This is a genomic window from Kitasatospora sp. NPDC022785 (assembly GCF_055561295.1).
This window is the reverse complement of sequence record NZ_JBVHHB010000042.1, coordinates 1-20,042: the sequence shown is the minus strand read 5'-3', so window position 1 is coordinate 20,042 and position 20,042 is coordinate 1. Positions and strand designations below refer to the sequence as shown.

20 protein-coding genes and 4 pseudogenes are annotated in these 20,042 nt (G+C 71.5%); 11 read left to right on the top strand and 13 right to left on the bottom strand.

What is annotated here, in order from left to right:
• Positions 1–659: 659 nt before the first annotated feature.
• The 8 genes from ACZ3YO_RS38095 to ACZ3YO_RS38060 all read right to left on the bottom strand — a co-directional run bounded on the left by ACZ3YO_RS38095 (position 660) and on the right by ACZ3YO_RS38060 (position 8,377).
• Positions 660–1,100, bottom strand: a complete 441-nt coding sequence (locus ACZ3YO_RS38095; protein ID WP_465578638.1) for a hypothetical protein — start codon at positions 1,098–1,100, stop codon at positions 660–662.
• 14 nt (positions 1,101–1,114) lie between these two features.
• Complete coding sequence (locus ACZ3YO_RS38090; protein ID WP_465578636.1) at positions 1,115–1,831, bottom strand: hypothetical protein; 717 nt, start codon at positions 1,829–1,831, stop codon at positions 1,115–1,117.
• Between the two features lie 127 nt (positions 1,832–1,958).
• Entirely contained in the window at positions 1,959–2,306 is a 348-nt protein-coding gene (locus tag ACZ3YO_RS38085; protein ID WP_465578634.1) for a hypothetical protein, read from the bottom strand.
• A gap of 53 nt (positions 2,307–2,359) precedes the next feature.
• On the bottom strand, positions 2,360–4,720 hold the full coding sequence (locus ACZ3YO_RS38080; RefSeq protein ID WP_465578632.1) for a helicase associated domain-containing protein: 2,361 nt from the start codon (positions 4,718–4,720) through the stop codon (positions 2,360–2,362).
• Between the two features lie 60 nt (positions 4,721–4,780).
• Positions 4,781–5,509, bottom strand: coding sequence for a helix-turn-helix domain containing protein (locus tag ACZ3YO_RS38075; protein ID WP_465578630.1), 729 nt, complete (start codon positions 5,507–5,509; stop codon positions 4,781–4,783).
• Positions 5,506–7,719, bottom strand: coding sequence for a hypothetical protein (locus ACZ3YO_RS38070; protein ID WP_465578628.1), 2,214 nt, complete (start codon positions 7,717–7,719; stop codon positions 5,506–5,508). Before ACZ3YO_RS38070 ends, ACZ3YO_RS38075 begins: the two co-directional genes overlap by 4 nt.
• A 7-nt stretch (positions 7,720–7,726) precedes the next feature.
• Positions 7,727–8,056 (bottom strand): helix-turn-helix domain-containing protein, encoded by a 330-nt coding sequence (locus ACZ3YO_RS38065; protein WP_465578626.1) that lies wholly within the window; start codon positions 8,054–8,056, stop codon positions 7,727–7,729.
• Positions 8,057–8,128: 72 nt separating this feature from the next.
• Positions 8,129–8,377 carry a hypothetical protein gene (locus tag ACZ3YO_RS38060; protein ID WP_465578624.1) on the bottom strand — a complete coding sequence of 83 codons (249 nt, stop codon included), beginning with the start codon at positions 8,375–8,377 and terminating at the stop codon, positions 8,129–8,131.
• On the opposite strand from ACZ3YO_RS38060, the gene ACZ3YO_RS38055 reads away from it, so the two are divergent.
• Together ACZ3YO_RS38055 and ACZ3YO_RS38050 are read left to right on the top strand one after the other, a co-directional pair.
• Entirely contained in the window at positions 8,370–9,098 is a 729-nt protein-coding gene (locus ACZ3YO_RS38055) for a hypothetical protein (protein ID WP_465578622.1), read from the top strand. The genes ACZ3YO_RS38060 and ACZ3YO_RS38055 overlap by 8 nt on opposite strands.
• 228 nt (positions 9,099–9,326) lie before the next feature.
• Positions 9,327–9,794 carry an integrase core domain-containing protein gene (locus ACZ3YO_RS38050; protein ID WP_465578620.1) on the top strand — a complete coding sequence of 156 codons (468 nt, stop codon included), beginning with the start codon at positions 9,327–9,329 and terminating at the stop codon, positions 9,792–9,794.
• Positions 9,795–9,856: 62 nt separating this feature from the next.
• Here ACZ3YO_RS38050 and ACZ3YO_RS38045 read toward each other — a convergent pair.
• Positions 9,857–10,048 (bottom strand): annotated as a pseudogene (locus ACZ3YO_RS38045) (hypothetical protein); the annotation flags it as partial.
• Between ACZ3YO_RS38045 and ACZ3YO_RS38040 the strand changes: the two are divergent.
• Both ACZ3YO_RS38040 and ACZ3YO_RS38035 read left to right on the top strand, forming a co-directional pair.
• Positions 10,005–10,379, top strand: a complete 375-nt coding sequence (locus ACZ3YO_RS38040; RefSeq protein ID WP_465578618.1) for a translationally-controlled tumor protein — start codon at positions 10,005–10,007, stop codon at positions 10,377–10,379. The pseudogene ACZ3YO_RS38045 and the gene ACZ3YO_RS38040 sit on opposite strands and share 44 nt — an antisense overlap.
• 298 nt (positions 10,380–10,677) lie before the next feature.
• Positions 10,678–11,370 carry a hypothetical protein gene (locus ACZ3YO_RS38035; protein WP_465578616.1) on the top strand — a complete coding sequence of 231 codons (693 nt, stop codon included), beginning with the start codon at positions 10,678–10,680 and terminating at the stop codon, positions 11,368–11,370.
• A 204-nt stretch (positions 11,371–11,574) separates the two neighbouring features.
• Here the strand turns inward: ACZ3YO_RS38035 and ACZ3YO_RS38030 are convergent, their stop codons facing one another.
• Together ACZ3YO_RS38030 and ACZ3YO_RS38025 are read right to left on the bottom strand one after the other, a co-directional pair.
• Entirely contained in the window at positions 11,575–12,498 is a 924-nt protein-coding gene (locus ACZ3YO_RS38030; protein WP_465578614.1) for a transposase, read from the bottom strand.
• 4 nt (positions 12,499–12,502) lie between these two features.
• Entirely contained in the window at positions 12,503–12,625 is a 123-nt protein-coding gene (locus ACZ3YO_RS38025; protein ID WP_465578612.1) for a hypothetical protein, read from the bottom strand.
• Between the two features lie 9 nt (positions 12,626–12,634).
• Here ACZ3YO_RS38025 and ACZ3YO_RS38020 point away from each other — a divergent pair.
• Positions 12,635–13,455, top strand: a protein-coding gene (locus tag ACZ3YO_RS38020) for an IS5 family transposase (RefSeq protein WP_465578610.1) whose coding sequence is annotated in 2 segments (ribosomal slippage) — positions 12,635–12,974 and positions 12,974–13,455 — 822 coding nt in all. Because the reading frame shifts where the segments join, the coding sequence is not laid out codon by codon here.
• Positions 13,456–13,484: 29 nt separating this feature from the next.
• Here ACZ3YO_RS38020 and ACZ3YO_RS38015 read toward each other — a convergent pair.
• Complete coding sequence (locus ACZ3YO_RS38015) at positions 13,485–13,883, bottom strand: barstar family protein (RefSeq protein WP_465578608.1); 399 nt, start codon at positions 13,881–13,883, stop codon at positions 13,485–13,487.
• A gap of 1,349 nt (positions 13,884–15,232) precedes the next feature.
• Here ACZ3YO_RS38015 and ACZ3YO_RS38010 point away from each other — a divergent pair.
• From ACZ3YO_RS38010 to ACZ3YO_RS37995, 4 genes and pseudogenes are all read left to right on the top strand, one after another.
• On the top strand, positions 15,233–15,487 hold the full coding sequence (locus ACZ3YO_RS38010) for a hypothetical protein (RefSeq protein WP_465578606.1): 255 nt from the start codon (positions 15,233–15,235) through the stop codon (positions 15,485–15,487).
• 43 nt (positions 15,488–15,530) lie between these two features.
• Positions 15,531–16,522: pseudogene (locus tag ACZ3YO_RS38005) on the top strand (zeta toxin family protein).
• A pseudogene (locus ACZ3YO_RS38000) lies at positions 16,501–16,794 on the top strand (zeta toxin family protein); the annotation flags it as partial. The pseudogenes ACZ3YO_RS38005 and ACZ3YO_RS38000, both read left to right, overlap by 22 nt.
• Positions 16,795–16,861: 67 nt before the next feature.
• Positions 16,862–17,374 carry a zeta toxin family protein gene (locus ACZ3YO_RS37995; RefSeq protein WP_465578604.1) on the top strand — a complete coding sequence of 171 codons (513 nt, stop codon included), beginning with the start codon at positions 16,862–16,864 and terminating at the stop codon, positions 17,372–17,374.
• Between the two features lie 75 nt (positions 17,375–17,449).
• Here ACZ3YO_RS37995 and ACZ3YO_RS37990 read toward each other — a convergent pair whose 3' ends face one another.
• Positions 17,450–17,674 carry a hypothetical protein gene (locus ACZ3YO_RS37990; RefSeq protein ID WP_465578602.1) on the bottom strand — a complete coding sequence of 75 codons (225 nt, stop codon included), beginning with the start codon at positions 17,672–17,674 and terminating at the stop codon, positions 17,450–17,452.
• A 945-nt stretch (positions 17,675–18,619) separates the two neighbouring features.
• Here ACZ3YO_RS37990 and ACZ3YO_RS37985 point away from each other — a divergent pair.
• Positions 18,620–19,558: pseudogene (locus tag ACZ3YO_RS37985) on the top strand (GAF domain-containing protein); the annotation flags it as partial.
• Between the two features lie 60 nt (positions 19,559–19,618).
• Positions 19,619–20,042: IS701 family transposase (locus tag ACZ3YO_RS37980; RefSeq protein WP_465578656.1), on the top strand; the 424-nt coding region annotated here is incomplete at its 3' end.

Genomic DNA, 20,042 nt, shown 5'->3' with positions numbered 1-20,042 from the left:
AGCCAGCAGTGGAAGGAAAGCTCCCCAGCGCAGTAGGTCAGCGGCCCTTTCCAAGGGGTGAGGAGCAGCGCCACGATGAGACTCTGTGCTTCGCCTCTGCGGCCGCGGATCGGCGGCGGGCGCTCGGCCTCCGCCCGGGCCCGCTGGCGGGCGGCGGGCGGCGGGCGGGCCGGCGCGACAGAGCAGCGGGCGGGCGGACAGCGGCTGGCGGCCAGCGCGCCAGGACCGAGCGGCGGCCCCGGTCGACGGGGGCTGTCGGGGCGACGGAGAGCCGGCAGGGCGCCGCCGTGGCTGGCACAGCGGTGGCCAGGCACGGGCGGTAGTGAGGGCGTCGGTTCCGGCCACGGGGCGGCCGGCCCGTACGGCGACCCGGCGAGCAGCGGACGACGGCGGCGAGCCTGGTCACCGGGCTGCCCGGTCGGCGGGGGTGCCGGCAGCCAGGCCCGGGGTGTGGCCGCCGGGATGGTCGGGTCCGGTGCCGGGTGGGACCGGTCGCAGGACGGCGCTGTCGGCGATGACCCAGGCGACGCGCGCGTCCTCGCTCCAGCGCACGTGCGCGATCCACGGGCCCGGGCCGGGCCTGCGTCGGGAGGTGACCAGGCCGGAGCGCCAGCGGTCCGCGGTGCGGACCCAGGCCAGCCGCCAGCACCGGCAGCAAGCTACGAGCCCAGCCCTTCGAGCCAGGCTGTCACTTGGAAGGACTGTTCCAGTTGGGCATCGAAGAGCTGCGGGTTGGCCTCGGCCAGGGCACGGCGGATGGTAACGGCCTCCTCGACGACGGTCAGGCCCTCGGACCCCCGCCCCGCCTCAGCCAGCCGGACGGACAGGTTGATGAGGGTCTCGGCGAGGCTGGGGAGGTGGGCGCCGGGGTCGGCAGCGGCGAGTGCGCGGTAGTGGCCTGCGGCCTCCTCGGCGGCGGCCAGACCCTCCGCCCGCCGCCCTACCGCACCCAGCCGGACGGACAGGGTGTTGAGCGCGGAGGCGAGGTCGGGGAGGTAGGTGCCGGGGCTGCCCTCGGCCAGAACACGATAGTGGCCGGTGATGGCGTGCGCGGTTCGGACCGCGATGGCCGCGAGGCGGTGGCTGGACAGAGGCAGCAAGTCGTGGAGCGCTGTCAGATCGTCGAGGGGTGTGTCGGGGTCGGTGGTGATGGTGTCCAGGGCGGTGATGAGGGGCGCCGGGTGGTCGGTCCGGGTGGCGGTGGTGACGAGGTGTGGTGCGAGTTGGTGGCGGTGGCGGATGCAGAGGCCGGTGAGTTGTGTGCCGAGGTGGAGGGCGGGGTGTGCGGCCGCGCGGCTGTAGACGGCGAGGAGCTGTGAGGTCTGGGTGCCGTCGGCGTCCTGGAGAAGCCGGTCGGCGAGGTGCGGGTCGGCGGTGAGGGTGCGGCCGATGTGGCGTTCGGCGAGGCGGTCGGGCTGCAGACGTCGCCGAGCAGCCCGTGCTCCTGGCCGTCGTCGGGCACCTCCTCGTCGTCGCCCTGGACGTGGTGGGCGCGGGTGGGGTGCTGGGCGAGGGCGGCGTGCAGCGTCGCGCCGGCCTCCCATGCCTCGGCGTGCACGACGGGCTCCGGCACGGCGAGGCCCGGGCGGACGCCGAGGGCGACCCGGCCCTCCACCAGGGTCACCCAGCCGTCCACGCCGTCGATGTCGCGCTCGGTCCAGCCGCGGGCCAGGCCGGCGCCGTGGTGGAGGGTGCGGATGCCGTCGTGGCCGGTCCAACGCAGCCACATCGAGCCGCGCACCAGCGGGGAGTCGAGGACCGGGCGGCCCAGGTCCCGCTCGGCGGGCGCGAGCCGGCTGCTGTACGAGGCCAGCTCCAACCGCCCGGGCAAGGCGGCGGAGTCCGGGTCGGGCGGGTGGTGTCGGTCATCGCGCGGTACCTCCGGATGTCGGGAACGAGGTGCGGACGACTGTCCGGGCCCGAGGTGGGCCGGGACGGCGGGGTCGGTGCGGGGCGGATCAGCCGGCCGCGCGATAGGCGCCGGCCACCTCGTCCAGGTGGCGCGCGGCCTCGTCGGCTCGGGTCCGGGCCGCCGGGTCGCCCTGCCCGTGCGCGCCGTCGACGGCGGTGTCGAGGTCGTCGGCGTAGTGCACCAGGGCGTCGTAGATCCGAGCGGTGGTCATCAGGTCCGGCGGCACCTGACCCCGGACCCGCCACAGCCGCACGGTCTCCGCAACGTGGCGCAGCAGGGCGGTGACGTGGGTGGTCGGCATCATGAGCTCGCCGTTGGCGTGGCGGTACAGCACCAGCGGGAACCGCTCGTCGCGGTCTTCGTCCGCGGTGGGCTCCGGGGTGGTGTCGGTCATCGTGTGGTGGCCTCCGGGATCGGGAGCGGGGCGGCGAGGTGTACGGGGGCGGGTCAGCCGGTGACGGTCTCGGCGTGCCGGGTGAGCGCGTCCAGGAGCGCGGCCTGGTGGTCGGTCAGCTTGCCCTCGGTGCGGGCCTTGTCCTGCTTGCGCAGCCAGGTGCCGGGGCGGAAGGTCGGGTCCGCGTCGCCGCCGGTGCGGTTCGCCGGGCCGTCGAGGGTTCCGCCGGCGGCGAGGTAGGCGAGCAGGCGGCGGTAGGAGCGGTTCCAGTCCGGCTCCAGGCGCCACAGCTCGTCCAGGGCGTCGAGCTTGGCGACCTGGTCGCCGGTGAGGTTGTCGGCCTTGCGCTGGCGGCGCATCCACGCGCCCACCGCGTAGTCGTCGAGCTTCGCGGTCGCGGGGATCGCCAGGTGGCCGTGCTGGTGGTGGAACGCGGCGGCGTAGGCGTAGCCGCGTTCCCAGGCGTTCGCGTTCTTCGACCAGATCATCCCGAGGGCGTCCAGCTCGCTGACGCGGGCGGCGTCGAGGAGGCCCTGGCCGTTCAGGTGGCGCTGGCGGGTGAGCCAGGAGATCAGCTCGGCGTGCTTGGTCTTGTCGGTGGGGTCGAGGTGGCCGTGCTGCAGGTGGAAGACCGCCGCGACCGCGTGCATGCGCTGCCACTCCACGGCGCGCGGGTTGAACGCCCGCAGCTTGACGGTCTGGAGGATCCGGGCGGCGTGCTGGCGGGCGTTGATCCGCAGCCACTCGATCGGCGACTCGACCGGGGCCGACTGCTGCTCGCCCTCCCCGGCCTCGGAGGCCTCGCCCTCGGGGGCCGCCGTGGTCGTGGTGGTGTGCGCGGTGCCCTGGGAGCGGCTGGCGCGCAGCTCGGTGATCCGGTCGACCACCCGGGCGTCGTGCGCCGCCAGGGCGCGCAGGACCCGCCAGATCGTGCGGAAGCTGGATGCCTCGATCTCGGCGTCGGCCTCGGCCTTCACGGCCTCGCCGGCGTCGTGGACCTCGGCCGGGTCGGCGGCCGCCGTGTCGTCGCCGACCTCCGGCGTCGGCAGGTAGACCGGGATGATGACCCAGGAGACCTTGCCTTGCCGGTAGGACTGGCGCAGCGCCCGGCCGACGGCCTGGACGATGTCGATCACGCTCGACTTCGGGTCTGCGAAGCACACGGAATCCACAGCTTGGACGTCGATGCCTTCGGACAGGAGCCGAGCGTTGCAGAGGATCCCGCACTCCTCGCCGTCCTCGCCGGTGTGGGCCTTGAACTCCGTGAACGCGGCCCGGCGCTCGCGCAGTCGGTCGGTGCCGGCCACCGCCTTCGCCCAAATCCGCTCCGGACGCTCCGCGTCAGGCAGCAGCTCGGAGGCGTCCAGCAGGGTGCTCGCGAACTCCCGCGCCGCCGCCACACGGGAGTGGAAGGTGATGACCCGTCGGAGGCCGAGGTCGGCGATCGCGCGCAGGATCGCGATCTGCAGGGCCAGGCGCAGCAGCTCCTCGTTGGTGCGCTGGGAGCGCAGGTCGGCGACGGCGGGGAGGTTGAGGAGCTCGCGCAGGTCCTCGTCGGTCACCACCGGTACGAGCACCCGGTAGTCGGCGAGGTAGCCGTGCTCGATGCCCTGTCCGAGCGTCCAGGTGAAGCAGGTCTTGCCGTAGATCTCCTCGTCGTCCATGGAGCAGAGAACGGGCAGCTTCTCAGCGCCTTCGGTGTCGGCGAGGTCGGCCAGGCCGTCCTTCGCGCGCCGGTCGTCGGCGATCCTGGGCGTGGCGGTGAAGTACAGCCGGCGTTTCGCCGGGACCTGGGCGTCGGCGTGGATCGCGGCCCACGCCTTGCCCTCCGAACCGGCCGTGCGGTGGGCCTCGTCGATCACGACTAGGTCCCAGGCCGGCAGGCCGAAGTCGCGGTGAGCCTGGACGATCCGCTCCAGCGAGGCGTAGGTGGCGTACACAGTGACCGGCTGGTTCTCGGGGGCACCGTTGACCAGGTCGGTGATCCGGGCCGCCTGCGTGGTCACCTCGGCGTGGATCCGGCCGCCGGCCTCCGCGCTCTCCAGCGCCTCCTCCCGCGAACACGCCGCCACCGCGAGGCCCCGGCGCCCGCCCCGCAGCGACCACGCCTCGGCGGTCTGCTCCAGCAACTCGATCGTCGGCACCAGCACCAGCACCCGGCCCCGAGCGGCCACACGCCGGGCGCAGCCGGCGGCGATCAGCGTCTTGCCCGAGCCGGTCGCCGCGACCACCGTCGCCCGGCCGCCGTCCTTCACCTCGCGCACGGCGGCCGCGACAGCGTCCTTCTGGAACCAGTGCAGCGGCAGCGGATTCGCCACGGCGGTGCCGGACGGCTGTGCCGGGAGCGGCGGTACGGCCTGGGCGCGCAGAGCGGCCGGCACGTCCTGCTCGGCGGTGGCGGTGGTGGTCTCCACGGCGGTGGTTCTCCTTCGTCTGCCGGGTGGTGCGGGGAGGTGGTCGGGTGCCCCCGGTGGTCAGCTGATCAGGACTTCGGAGGTCTGGTGGCCGTCGGGGGTCCAGGTGCGGATCTCCAGGTAGACGATCTCCGCCTCGGGTTCGGCGCGGCCGGTCTCGATCAGCCAGGTCTGGACGGCGTGGACGACGTCGCCGTGCGAGGCGGCCACCCGCCGTGACCATTCCGTAGCGGGGAATCCGCCGGTGGCTGAGGAACCGTAGGTGCGTTCCTCGGTCCCGTCGGCGCGCGGGACCACACCGCGTCGGATGCCCGGCGAGTCCTGCTTCGACCCGGCCGCCAGGGTGAAGTAGCGGGAGAGCATGCGCACGGTCAGGGCGACCCGGCCGTCGGCGGCCGCGGCCGCGTGGATGACCCCGGCGAGGTGCGCGGCGCCCGACTTGATGGCCTGCTTGCCGGCGCGTCCGGCCATGCTGCCGCCCGGAACACCGATCACGTCCTTGCCCCGCACCCGCGCCTTCTGCCCGGTCCTCGTGCGACGGCGGCTGGTGTTCGCCTCCGCGATCCCGGCCAGCGCCTCCTCATCCCGCTCACCTCCGCGCACCGCCCGGACCAGCTGGCGGAGGGCGTTCACCATGCTGGCGCCCTTGCCCTTGGTGAAGAACTGGCTGACGAGCGAGGCGTCGCGGCCGAGCATCCTGGCGACCTGGCGTTTGGTGTAGCCCTGGTCGAGCAGCTCCTGGGTCAGGCGGGCGGCCTCGTTGGGGTTGTTCGGGTCGGCCGGGCTCACTGGTCAGCTCCCTTCGTGGCGGCGGCGGCGAGTTCGGCGCGGCCCAGGCCGCGCAGCCTGAGGTACTGCTCCTGGCTGGTCGGGTGCTTGACGGGCCCGGTGAGGTGGCCCTTGAGGAGGTAGTCGCCGGGCTCGCCCCGGTAGGGCCAGGGCTGGCGCTCGGTCAGCGCGATGCCGTCCGTGCCGAAGTACACGACCGAGCCGGGCTTGGCGTGCAGGGCACCGGCGTAGCCGATGACCTCCTTGCCCTGGCGGTACTTCATGTCCAGCAGAGCCGCCCGCGCGCCGGACCACACGTAGGCGGCCCACTCCGGGTGCGCGTACGGGTCGCGGGAGAAGCCGGCCTGCCGCTGCCACGTCACCACCTCGCCGTCCTGGCCGAGGATCTCCACCCCGGCCGGGAGCGCCTCGCCCAGCGGGGTGGTGCCGGAGACCAGGCGCGGGCGCTGCGCGAACCCGCCCAGGCCGAACAGCAGCACCGACCGGACCGCGCGGGAGGCGAGGTACGCGGCCTGCCGCTGGCGCTCGTCGCCGTGCAGCTTCGAGAGGTTGGTCAGGTCCGCCCAGGCGGCCTTGAGGCGCTTGCCCCACTCGTCGAGCGGCTTGCCGTCCTCGAACAGCAGGCCGCCGAGGATCTCGATCCGCCACGGCATCAGGTGGTTGGCGAGGGCGAGGTGGACCTCCGCGCCGCCCGCCCACGTGGTGAACGTGGCGCCCGGCTCGGACGGGTAGACCCACGCCCGGTCGCCGGTGACGGGAGCGGGCAGCAGGCCCACGTGGTTCCAGCCGGCCGGGACGGTGACGCGCACGTTCCAGTGCGAGCACGACATCAGCGCCTTGGTCTGCTCCTGCTCGGTCATCGCGGCGAACGCCCGCCCGGTGATGCGGCGGGGCGTGCCGACCGGGGACTTCCACAGGTGCTTCGCGTAGGCGAACGTGCGGTCGTACTCCACCAGGGCGGGCAGCTGCTCCGGCACGCGGGGCGGCAGGATCAGCTCGGTGCGGCCCTGGCCGCCGGTCGCGTGCAGCAGGCCGCGCAGCTCCTCGGAGAGCACCGGGTAGCCCCCGGCCCACTTGCCGGTGGTCGGAATGGTCCGCGACCACAGGTCCCGGCCCGTCTGTGACGGCGAGCCCATCAGGACCGCGTCGTCCCAGTGGCGGCGCAGCGCCTGCCACAGCAGGGTGAACGCCTGGCGGCAGGTGACGACGTCGGCGCCGTCCGGGTCGAACCACTCCCCCATGGAGCGGATCTCGGTGCTGCCGCTGTCCGGGGCGGCTGCGGGGGCGTAGCGGCCGACCGGCTGGCGCTGGTGGACGAAGTGTCCGGCGAGCTTGTCCCGGCCCGAGCCCACTGCGGTGGTCCACCGCTCGCTCGGGGTGTTCAGCCAGGCCGCGACCGCGTCCTTGAGCGTGGAGTACCGCTCGGCGCCGTCGTGCCACGGGGCGCCGGCGGTGATGTAGACCCGCTCCGTACCGGGCGCGGTAGCCAGGACGGCGTCCAGGATCTCCCCGGGCGTGCGGGCGCCGAGGTCGACCCGGACGACCTGGTCGCGGACCGCGAGCGTCCCGGCCGCCACGTCCAGGAACACCGTCGCGCGGGCCTGCTGCGTGAAGTTCGGACGCTTCGAGATCAGCCCGGTGGTCACGGCCTCGAACCGTGCGCCCGCCGGGCCTTCGGGAAGGGTGGGCAGCTCGCGCGGCCCGGCAGCGACCGAGGCCGCCGGGACAACCGGCGCAGCAAGAGCGGGAGCGGCCGGGGCGGGCTGCTCGACAATGGCTTGGTCCTCAACCTCGGCCTCGACCGGGGCCGGGGCCGGGGCGGCCGGGGTCGGCTGCTCGAGTACGGCGGCCGGGCGGGTCAGCGCCGGGGCCACCGCAGCGACCGGCTCGGCCTCCGACGCCTGCGCCGGGGCGGGCGTAGCAGCGGCGGCCTGGTCCTCGGCCTTAGCGGCGGCGCGGACGGCGGCCGGGGTCGGGTCCAGCAGCGGGGCGATCCGCACCACGTCACCCACTGACAGCCCGGAGGCCTTCGCGATGGCCGGCGCCTGGGCGCCCTCGTACCCCGCCAGCCCGGCAACCCGGCGCGCCCGCTGAGCGGTGAGCCTGTCCAGCTCCTTCCGCGCGGCCGCGACGACCTTCTCGGCGGCCGTGATCTCGGCGCGCAGCTCGCGCAGACCGGCGAGCTCGGCGGTGTACGTCTTACGATCCATCAGCGGGTCACTCCCCCTCGGTGGCGGGCTGATCGGTGTCGAGGGGGCGGGCCCGGCGGGCGAGGGTGAGCCAGCCGTCCGGGCCCTGCGTGCCGTGGATATCGGCCAGACCCGCGAGCAGGAAGGCGTACGCGCCGTGCTTCGGCGCGCGGGGCTGGGCAGTGCCGGCCTCCCACTTGGCGAAGGTCTCCCGCCGGGTCTCCAGGGCCGCAGCCACTTCGACCTGGGTCAGGCCCGCGGCCTTGCGCAGCCGCTCCCGCTCGTCGGGTTCCGGCAGGTCCCCGCCGTCCCGCGCCTTGGCCAGCAGCGCGTCGACCGCTGCGTAGATCTCAGACATCACATACCTCCTAGCGAGGAAGGTAGCACAATACACCGCACCATAAGCAACATTTTTGTTCGCACATCCGCCTCAATATGACCGCATCGGGTACTCGTGCCTCATGGGCAGGTCAGCCGTCGCCAGCCCGGCTGCCCCATGACAAATGATCTTGACCGTTTGCCAGATGATCTTGACGGGCAGGAGGTTCTGCCACTTGATCTTGATCGGCGGCGGGGGGTGCTTGATGGTTCTCTCGTGCCCACTTGGCGGTCGGCCGAGATCGCCTACCGCCAGGGCAACGGCGGTCAGCGGCATGCCGTAGGGTCCGCGCATGATCATGCGTCCCACCGGCCAGGCAGACGGGCCATACAGCGCCGCCTTCCACCCACGGCAGCAGATGACCCTCAGGGCGGCCGATCAGCCGATATCCGAACCGGTGGCCAAGCTCGGCGGTCAACCCGTATGGCTGGACGGGCCCGCATGGCCGGTGGATCCGTCCACCGGCAGCCCGCTGGTGTTCATCGGCCAGCTTCCGATCCCCGGAGACGCACTCCGCATGGCCTACCTCTTCGTCGACGAGGAAGACCGGATCATGGGAGGAACCAACCCGGAGGCCGGAGACGCGGTCCTGCTCGTACAGCCCGACGGCCGCATCCCGCCCTTCGCGGTCATCGGGCCACCAGGCACCCAGGGGCGGACGCTGTGGCGCTGGGGCCCGGACGAATCCGAAATCCCGGTCGAGTGGCATGTCGACCTGCAGCCGGTAGCACCCGAGATCGACCGCTCGATCGACGACCAAGCGGCGTTCGAGCGGAGCCTGCGAGGCGAGGGACCGGCCGTCGAGGTGCCCGATGGAGAGGACCTCCGCGACTACATGGGCGGCGCCGCCTGCTACCCCGACCTCTTCGCGCGAGTCGAGGCTCCGTGGCAGTTCCTCTTCAAAATCAGTGACGCACCCGACGACGGGGATCCGTACTTCCTCAACTTCGGATATGGATACGGCTACGGCTTCGTCAGCCCCGACCACCGCGAAGGCCGCTTCTTCTGGGAGTGCTCATAGACACCCAGCCCCGCAGAGCCGTGCCGTGCTGACCAGCCAGTCAGCCAGCAACCCGCAACCCCGTCAAAACACCCTGACCATCACCCTCGCCCGCTGACCGCCATACCCGGCGCCGCCTCGCTGGCCTCGGCCGATCCGGCCGCCGCCCCCTGGGGGCGGCGGCCGTCCGCATGCCCCGAACCTGGCCTGACCGGGCTTCAAGGATGGGGTTGACCGCCTGTCTGAGCGGTGTATCGTCCGCCAGTTCGGCACCCTCACCGGGCCGGTGCCGTCGGCGAAAACCGATGCCCGAACCCTCTTGACCCGCCGTCTCCCGTGCCTAGCGTCCGGCGCCACGGACCGCCGGAAGCGGGCCCGTGGCGCCCCGTTGCGTCCCGGCCCGCCCGCGCCCAGTACACGTCATTCCGCCTGGCTGACCACCTCGATGCCGCCGGCATCGCGGCGTCCATCGGATCTGTCGGCGACGCCTACGACAACGCCCTCATGGAGTCCGCGATCGGCCTGTTCAAGACGGAGCTGATCAAGCCGCGGCGACCCTGGCGGACTCTGGCGCAGGTCGAGCTGGCGACCGCCGAGTGGGTCGACTGGTACAACCATCGCCGACTCCACGGTGAGATAGGCCACGTCCCGCCCGTCGAATACGAGAACACCTACCACCTCACGACAGCAAAACCGCAGGTCACCACCACAACCTGAGATCTCTATCGAACCCGGGGCGGTTCACCCCGCCAACCCTCTCCAAGCTACATAACACCTGGTCAGACCCGCAACACGGGCCTTGTCCCCGATGAGTGGACACCTGTTCGTGTCGTTTTTGCGGCGAGCGTCATGGTAGCCCGCTGCTGTTCGTAGATGTTCGGTGCTCTTTGTCCGAGGCGGGAGTGGCGGCGTCGGGTGTTGTAACGGGTGGCCCAGCGGAACACGGCCAGGCGGCAGGCGTTGGCCGACGAGGGGGACGACTCGGCCACGATCACGGTCCTCAACGTCCTCGACGCGCACCGCCTGGCTGGGACGACGTACGACAAGAAGAGCTACCTCGGCCACATCAAGGCGTACGTGAAAAGGCTTTCGGAGAAGCTCGCCGCGGACGAGCGGTCCGCGTGGCAGCAGCAGATGCAGGAATGGGTCAAGGGTGTAGTCGCCGACTTCGACAGCTACCGGTTCTTCACCGGCGAGCAGATGGACCCCGAGGCCATGGTCGTTCTCATGAAGAACGGCGAGGACGGCAAGACCCCGTTCCTGTACTACATCCGCCACGGGCTCAAGGCCGAGATCTACTGACACCACGCCCACCGCCGCGCCCGCCCGCTGAGCGTGGGCCGACGCGCGGCCCGCGCTCAGGCCCGGGCCGCCTGCAGCGCCGGGCTGCAGACCGTCCCCACCCACCCGGACGTGTGCGGCGGCCTCGCCGCCTGCGAATCGGTCGGGGAGCGGAACCGGCGAGCGCGCTCCACGTGTCCCATCAACCGGTGGTCACATGACGGACGATCACGCACCGCGCCTCGCTGTGGGGGGAGCCCCGCGTCCCTCCGCGAGGTGAAGCCGAGGGCACCATGAAGGAGATCCGATGATCGGTGGCATGCTGTTCCTTCTGAGCTGTGGGCTGACCTTCATCGTGGCGGTGGTCATGGCGGTGCGCGGGACCCGGAAGGCCGTGGGGGCCACGCGGGTGGGCACGGGGATCAAGGGGTTGGCGGAGCAGCCGGGTTGGCGTCTGCACCCCCTGAAGTCGCCCCGCTGGGAGGGCCACCTGGCCCACTTCCCCTGGCTGACCGCCCAGACCCGCCCGAGCGAGACGGCGAGCGGGCCGCTCACGCTGACCGGGCCGCTCACGGGTAAGGAGGCGACGGTCTCGATCCTGATCAAGCAGCTGGACGGCGACGTCGACATCTGGCTGGCCGTCTGCACCAAGCTGGCGCAGCCGCTCTCGCGGGCCACGATGGAACGCGACTGGAGCAGCGCGGCACAGCACATCCGGTGGCCGCAGGGCCTGGTCTACGGGCCGCGCGGCGAGGACACCGCCGCTCTGGAGGAGGCACTGCTGCACGGTGGACTGGAGGAGCGGCTGCTGGCCGTCGGGGCGCCGGCGGTGTCCTTCCTCGACAGCGAGGTGTGCCTGCTGTGGCACCCGATCCCCGACGGCCGGGCGCTGGGGGCGCTGACCGCGGCGGTGGCGGATCTGCTGCCCGACCTGGTGCGCGCGGCCGCCCGCCAGGATGGCCCGGCCGACGGGCCTGCCGGCGACGGCCCGGCCCAGGCCCCGCAGGCCTGAGCCGGCCGGCCGCCGCCCAGCGGTCTCAGCGCGTGGTGCCTCAGCGCTTGGTGCCGTCCACGATGACGGGCGTGCCGTTGGCACCGCAGGGGCTGGCGTAGACAGGGGTCTTCTCGGCCGCGGCCTTGAAGGCCTCGATGCACTGACTCACGACCTGGTGCGTGATTGCGGCGGCGATGTGCCGATCTGAGCGCCAGCCCTCGGTCAGGTGGTGGCGGTGCGGTCGGAGACGAGGCCGGCGACGGCGACGTAGGTGGCCGGGAGGGTGTCGCGGCGGTGGGTCCAGCGCGCCAGCCCCTTCCAGCGCTTGTGGTCGGCGAGGGCGTGCTCGACGGGAATGCGCTGGGACGAGTGCTCGTGGCGGGCCCGCTCCCGGGCCTCGTGGACTTCCGGCGCGGCAATCTTGTTCGGCTTCCTTGGCGGTGTGACGGCCTTGCCGGGATGATCTCTCCGAAGGCCCAAGTAGCCTTCATCAAGAAGCACTTGGACCTTGGGGAACTGCCGGACGAGGTCGTCGATGCCCTCGCCCCGTATCGCGCTGGTGTCGTGCATGCGTCCGGGGCGAAGGTTGCCAGCCCACAGGGTGCGGACCTTCGCGTCCGCCACGACGGTGGCCTTCATCGTGTTCTGCTTCTTCTTGCCGGAAACGAAGGCCCGCCGCCCACCGCGATGGGAGGCTGGGCGGCGGACCTGGACCTCGGTGGCGTCGAGCCGCAGCACGACGCCCTCCGCCTGGGCATAGGCGAAGACGTCTGCGAGAGTCCGCAGACGGATCCCGGGACGCTCGGGCACCGCGAAGCCTCGGGCGGCGAGCAGGCCCCTGACCTCGCCAATCGCCCGGCTGATCGTTGAGCAGTCGACGCCGAAGAGCAACGCCAGGACGGCGTGCGGCAGGTCGTGTCGCAGGTGGATAAGCGTGGCACTCACCCGGTCGACGAACACAAGCCGATGCCTGGCACCCGCACCGGCCGCCCGTTGCCGCGCTCCACCACGGGCAGCCTCACGCTGGCCCTCGACCACGGCCTGCCACGGAGCGGCCAGTTCGACGACCAGATCCGCCAGGTGCCGCCGCGAGACGCCGGTCAGCACCCGATGGCCGAGGACCGCACGATTCACCTTGATCGTCACAGCGTCAGATCATGCCGCCCACAACGCTACTGGTCACATCGCCGCCGCAATCACGCACCAGGTCGTCACTGATCGTTTCAGAATGAGCTGAGCCGCTGGTCTTGTGCTGGTTGGCCTTGTTCGGCATGGTGTCCGGGTGCGTGCTGATCTTGTTCCGGACGACCTGTGGGGGCGTGTGGCTCCGTTGTTGCCGCCCGCTCCTGAGCGGCGCCACCGTCACCCCGGACGGCTGCGCGTTCCCGACCGGGCCGCTCTCGCCGGCGTCCTGTGCGTGCTGCGGACCGGTGTTGCCTGGCGCGATGTCCCGGCCGAGACAGTGGGCTGCTCCGGGGTGACGGCCTGGCGCCGACTGCGGGACTGGACCGGGGCCCGAGTCTGGCCCCGCCTGCACGCCGCCCTGCTGGCCGAGCTGCGCCGCGCCGACCTGCTGGGTCTGGACGACTGCGCCGTGGACGGCTCGCACATCCGAGCCCTCAAAGGGGGGCCCACGTCGGCCCCTCGCCGGTCGACCGTGCCCGCCCCGGCTCCAAGCACCACCTGATCGTCGACCGCCACGGAACGCCGCTCGCCGTCACGCTCACCGGCGGCAACCGCCACGACGTCACCCAGCTCCTGCCGCTGCTGGACGCGGTTCCGCCGATCCGGGGACTGCGCGGACGCCCCCGCCGCAAGCCGCGGCGCCTGTACGCCGACCGGGGCTACGACTTCGACAAGTACCGCCGCCTGCTGCGCAAGCGCGGCATCACGCCGTTGATCGCCCGCCGAGGCGTCGCCCACGGCTCTGGGCTCGGCAAGGTGCGTTGGGTCGTCGAGCGCGCCTTCGCCTGGCTGCACCAGTTCAAACGGCTCCGCATCCGGTACGAGCGACGCGCCGACCTCCACCAGGGGCTACTTGAACTCGCGTGCTCGATCATCTGCCTGCGGCGTCTTCGAACGGCTGCCCCAAGCCGGCAGTAGACGCCAGGTGCCGCCCTCGGTATCCGCGTCTACAGCAGCAGCGCATTGAAGGACTTGCCCGGATGGTCCAGGCTGTGGCCCCAATGCCGACCTGCCCTCTCAAGGATCTTGAGAACTGTCTCGCGATCCTCGGCGCACTCCTGCAGCATGAGGGCCGACCGCTCGATGACGATCAGGTAATGGTCAGCGGGCGCCCACCCCATGTCGCGAAGGCAGTCCGAGAGGGCGTTCCAGTTCCAACCGAAGTAGACCGGAAACCGCAGACGGGCACTCATCTGTTCGAAGAGTCCTTGCTCGTCGCCCATCTCGGCACCATCCAGCCAAGCCACGTAGCTGGTCCCTGACGGCGGCAACAGAAACGAAGAGCGCCGGGCGTCATCCTCCAGGATGTGCACCCAAGGCGCCTCGCCGGTCCAGTAGTGGTCCACTTTCCCTCGTCCAAGGCATCCAGATTGCATTTGCCACGATAGCTGGACCGCGACGATCAACCGCATCGCCGAGGCGAGCGTTCCGAGCCCGCCAACGAGAGTGAGGGCTAACCGCACCGCTGCCCCATGAGTCCCGCACCCCCGCCGTCCCTTCCAGCCGGCCACCACGTCATTCTGAAACGATCAGTTAGCCGTCAGTTCCGGGCCTCTCGGCGTCCTGGTCCGCTTCCGAGGGGCTGGACGGCTTGTCGGACCCATGCCCGAAGTGCTGACTCAGCGGCTCGTGGTACTCGTGGACGATGACGCCGGTCTCCTGGTCAACTACAAGCTCATCATATTGGTCAGCGTCGTGGTCGATGCGACGGTATTTGTCCATCCATCGCCCTGAACTTCGTGCTGGCTCGTCCCCCTGCCGAAGCTTCAGAAAGGGCTTCTTGCGCCCAGGCCGCTTCCCTGTCGCCACTACGAACTCGCGCAAACCGGCATCTGCGGAAGCATCGACCTCATAGAGTCGGCCCGCTTTACCCCGCACGCCGGGCAAGGGGTTCCAGCCGCTGCGGCCGCTGCAGCCGCAGGGTCGGGGAAGACGTACTCGCATTCGCGACAGCTCGCCGCCACCACAGTCGCGTCAGCCATGGTTGCCTCCAGAACTCAACACCCCCTACGAGCCTAGTCAGGGCCGCCACAGGTCTGAAAGATCTCAACATGCTGACTTGACAGGGAAGCCCAGTGTCACGCCGTCTTCGGCGTGACCGGTGCGGTGACGGGCTGACGGCGGGGCCGGCCACGGCCCTGACGGCGGATCGGCGGCGCAGGGCAGGCGGCAGCGCGGTTGCTGGCCCAGCTGAGCACAGCTGGCCACGGGTGAGGGGCGGAGCACACCGCGCCCAGCCACCCAGGCCACCGCGGCCCGCGACCACTCTCAGTTGCCGCCCGGTCCAGGCCCGGGCGGCAGGGCAGGTGGCGGGCGTTGCGGGGGTGGGGAAGAGCGAAGGGGAGGTCGACGGCTCGCCAGCAAACTGTTCGGCGGCGCTGCCGAACAGGCCGGTCGGCTCCGGGCTGCACATGTCCAGGCGCAGCACTGTGGGGTCGAGGTCGGTCTGCCAGTGCGCGCGGGCCTGGTTGGGTGCTGGCGGTAGTTGGCGGCCAGGGCGGGCGGCCACCTCGCGGCAGAGGACTGGGTGTGGGTGTTGACTGCGGCTTGACGATGCCAAGAGTCAGGGCTCTGGTGAAAGTGTGTCTCTCAACCCTTCTGCCACATGAGATTGGATCCAAGATTTGACGAGTTTCGTGCGATCTCACTAGATTGTGCTAACTGACAGATCATCATCTAGTGAGAGGACGGGTCTGTGGCCGACACTCCCCGGGTCCTGCGGATCAGCTTCGAGTTCCACGTGCACCGCAACCTGAACAGGAACATCCACGCCTCGCGGGTCAACCGGGCGCTGGACACCATCGCGGACCGCGTGCTGGGCCTGGCCGAGGGCCTGTTCCCCTGGGCCCACAAGGTCACGGTGCACAAGGAGTGGCTCTACAACTGGACCGACGATCGCTACCCCGTCCCGCTTCCCGCCACCGAGCACAACACGCCGGACGCGCAGTAGGGCAGCCGGGACCACCGGTCGAAGCTTGGAGGGGACGAGATCCGTGGACGAGCAGGACGCGGTGCCGGACGTACTGTCCGGCACCGAAAGCGAGACAGTGCTGCGCCGGCTGATTCTGCCGGGGGCGTTCGTTCGGGCGCTGCCGCAGGTGCAGCCGGTGGTGGTGTTCGTTGCCGGTCAGGCAGGCAGCGGCAAAACGCTCGTTGTGGACCTGGTCCACGCCGCACTCTCCCGACGGGGTGGGGCGGTGCGGGTGGACCGCGACGCCTACAAGGCCGTCCACCCCCTCTACCCGCGCTTCCTCGCCGAGGACGTGCGCATCGCGGGGTGCGGGTGCGCACGGACACCTACGGGTGGCAGGCCCAGCTGGAGACGCGCCTGCGGCAGGGGCGGTACGACGCGGTGGTCGAAGCGGCGCTGGGCCGCCCCGAGGAGTTCCTGGCCGAGATCGCCGCGTACCGGCGGGCGGGCTACCGCGTGGAGATCGTGGCCCTGGCCGTACCCGAGGCACTCAGCCAGCTCGGCGTCCTGGACCGCTACCTGCACCTGGCCGTTCAGGGCCGGGCCCGCTACGTGGCCTGGGACAACCATGACGCCTGCGCCGCCGTGCTGCCCGACACGCTCGCCGCTGTGGAGGCCGGGCACCTGGCCGACCGGGTCTTCGTGGTGCGGCGCGGCACCGAGACGGTGCTGGAGAGCGTGTACGCCAACGAGCTCGATTCCGATGGGCGCTGGGTCCGCCCGGCGCGCGCGGCCCAGGCGGTCCTCGCCGAACGGACCCGCCCATGGGGCGCGGCTGAGACGGGCCGGTTCCGCCGGCAGCTGGCCGCCTGCGAGCGGCGCGCGGGCGATCCCCGGATCCCCGAGGACTGGGCGCTGGCCGTGGGCCGCGACGCCGAGCGGGCCGCGGCGCTGGCCGAACCGGTGCGGCGCACCGCCCAGCCGCTGAAGCAGGCGCCCGGGGTCGACACCACCGCCTCTCCGCGGATGAGCACGCCTTCGTCTTCGAAGCGATGGTCGTGCCAGTCATGCTGAGCACGGTCGTCGGCCAGGAGAACCCGGTGGTCGTCTACGTCGCCGGGCAGCCCGGCGCGGGAAAGACCCGGGCCGCCCACCTGGTCCACCGCAGCCTGCACCGGCCGGTGCACCTGTCCGGCGACGACTTCAAAGTCCTGCACCCGGACTACCTGCAGCTGCTACGCACCGATCCGCGCCGGGCCTAGGAGCCGATCCGCGCCGACTACCGGGCCTGGCAGGCCAAGGCCGAGGCCTACGTGCGCGAGCGCCGCGGCAACCTCGTCATCGAGACCACCCCCGCCGACCCCGAACGGTTCGCCGCAGCGGCCAAGGCCTACCGGCGGGCCGGGGTACCGGGTGGAGCTGCTGCTCCTGGCCGTGCGCGCGGCCGACTCCCGCCAAGGCACCGCTCATCGCTTTGCCCGGGCCAGCGGGCGCGGCCTGCCCGCCCGGTTCACCACCGCCGCCGGCCACGACGCGCACTACCGGGTCCTGCCCGACGTCGTCGCCGCCGCCGAGGAGCTGGCGGCAGTTGACCAGGTCACCGTGATGCGACGCGACTTCACGGCCCTGTACCGCAGCTGGCCCACCAGCGGGGAGCAGCCCCGGCAGCAAGCGGCGGCGCTGGCCCTGCTCGCGGAGCAGGCGCGCCCCTACACCGACCAGGAGGCAGCCGCGTTCTGGGCCGTCCAGCGCGCCCTGCACGCTGCGATGCCGCAGTACCGCGACGACCTGGTCGCCATCGGCGCCCAGGCCCTCCCGCTCATGCCACATGCCCTGCGGCCGTGCCCGCTGGAGGTCCCTTCGGCAGCGGCCGCTCTGCCCGTCCCCAGGCCAGGGCTCTTGTGCGACCCGGCCCACGGCCGCTGACCTGAACCGGGCCCAGCCGCCTCTTTCCGATCACCGGTTCACCGGTCTGCTCGATGCTCGCGAGCGCGGCCCGGCTCAATGCCAGTGCACGTCGAGGTGCGAAGCAAGGACCTCCACCACCCAGATCACGGCGCTCGCGCCGACGGTGGATCCGATCCCCACGAGAAGCTGTTGGCCCAGCCGCTCGCCGTTCAGCCTGACAGGCTCCCGGGCTGGCGCCTCATCTCGCTGCGAGCAGCGTGCCCGGTGTTCCACTCCATCCCAACTCGGTGCCTGACCTGACGGGTCCAGCTCCTCCACGCTCTGCTCTCCATTTCCCTCTGCATCAACAGGACAGGGACCGGGGGCAACACCCGCCGCCGGTCACCGTACGAGGACTTCAGCCGGCCACTGGTCGGCCTGGGCCCGTCACCTACGCTTCCGCTAGACGTCGGTGTTGCACCAGCCGCAACGGTTGCCACCTGGGTGCAACACGGAAGAACCTGAGGAGGGGGCGGCATGCTGGAGAAACCGACCGGGCAACCCGGGCGGCGTGCACGGGAGAACGAGCCCGAGGTCGAGGACCTCATTAACTTCCTGAACCAGCTCTTCGACGCTCTGGGCATCTCGCAAACCCGGCTCGCCGCCCGCGTGAATCGCAACAAGGGGTCGATCTCACGCTTCCTCAGCGGCGAGCGGATCGCCCCTATGGACTTCGTGGACGCCCTCCTGGAACAGGTGGCCGAGCTCAACGGAAACCCCGTCACCGAAGGCGTCCGTAACCAGGCTCATCGGCTGCGTCTGGAGGCGTTGCGGGTGCGCAACCCCTCTCAGCACCAGCTCGACCAGCTCCGAGAGAACCTCGGCGCTGCCGAACGCGCGCTCCGCCGCGCCAGGGTTCGTGAAGGTGCCCTGCTACGCGCGCTGGAAGCAGCCGAGGACAGGGCGCGACAGGCCGAACAGCGCTACCAGCAGCTGGAGACCGACTGGGCTTCAGCCCACTACGCCTCGGGATCCTCTGAACTCGACATCTACGCAGGGCCCGACGGAGCGGAGGAACTCAAGGACGAGATCCTCGGCCTCAAAGCCGAGCTCGAGGCCCTGCGTGCCGAGCTTTCACGCGCCCAGACGCTGAAGCACGAAGCGGAGGAACAGTGCCTGCGGCTGGAGGCCCGTCTCCTCGCCGCGGAAGGCGCCCTCAAGGACGAGCGCGACCGAGCACGCGAGAAGGCGGACGCTGAGAAGGAAACCGCCCGCTCTCACGACCTGGTCGACCCGGACGCATCGCACCGGATCCTGATGGACCTCAACGCTGCCCGGAGCCTGGCGGGCACGCTGCAGGCCGTGGTCGAGGGCGCGGTGCGCGGGCTCGGGTTCGACGCCGCGGCGGTCAGCCTGGTCCGCCCGGACGGGGACCTCGTGGTGGCGGCCGTCTGGGAGCTGGAGGAGAGCGCCATGGGCGGCCCGTCCGTGATGCTCGGCCAGGTCGGCTTCCGGGAGTCCTGGGATCAGCTGCTCGGCGTCAGCGACCACTGGGGCACCCTGCGCTTCCTGCCCTACGACCGCGGCTGGGCCGTGGCCAGCGACATTCCGCGCTGGATCGGCGACGGCCCGCTGCCCGTCCAGGCTGATGACTGGCACCCCGCCGACTGGCTGCTCGCCCCGCTGTACAGCGCCGGCGGCGACCTGCTCGGCGTCCTCTCGGTAGACCGCCCTCGCAACGGCAAGCGGCCCGACACCGCAGCACTTCAGGCGCTGGAGAGGTTCGCCGCACAAGCCTCCATCGCGATCGGCAACGCCAGGCTCCGAGCGGAACAACAGCGTGCAATGGCCCGCCTGGAGAAGGAGCAGCAGGTGCTGCGGGCCAGCGAGGAGAGCTTCCGGCAGGCCTTCGAGTACGCGCCCAGCGGGATGGCCATCACCGAACTGCACGGCGCCGGGCGCGGCCAGCTGACCTGGGTCAACGACGCGCTCTGCCGGCTGCTCGGCCGCCCCCGGGCGGTGCTGCGCCAGCAGAGTTTTGCCGATCTCGTCCACCCGGAGGACCGCGCGCTGCTGGAACGCACCAGCGCCGAGAGCGGCCGGGCGAAACTGCGGCTCTCCCGGCGCGACGGCGGCTACCAGTGGATCCGTCTGCGCAACTCGATTATCGCGGACGCGGCCGAGGGCCCCAGCGTCCTGCTGACCATCGTCGACGACATCGACTAGTAGTACTTCGTTAGGTTGATTTGATCTTGGCGGTTGCGGCGGTGCATGCTGCAGCCTGTGGATCTTGGTGAGGTGGAGAAGCTCCGCGAACATCTCGGCGAGTTCGTGACCGAGGTGTTCGCGTCGCTGGCGCGCAAGGATCAGCGCCGGCAGGGTGATTGCTATCTGCGCGGGCTGATGCTGGACGGGCGGCGCAAGTCGATCCAGCCGATGGCCGAGCGGCTGCCGGACGGGAACATGCAGGCCCTGCAGCAGTTCGTGAGCCAGTCTCCGTGGGACCACACGCCGGTGCTGCGGCAGATCGCCCGAAAGATGACCGCCGCGATCGCGCCCGAGGCGTGGGTGATCGACGACACCTCGTTCCCGAAGGCCGGTGACCAGTCGGTGGCGGCCTCCCGGCAGTACTGCGGCGCGCTGGGCAAACGCTCGCTGTGCCAGGTCGGGGTGAGCGTCCACGCCGTCACCGACCGGGCCTCCAGCC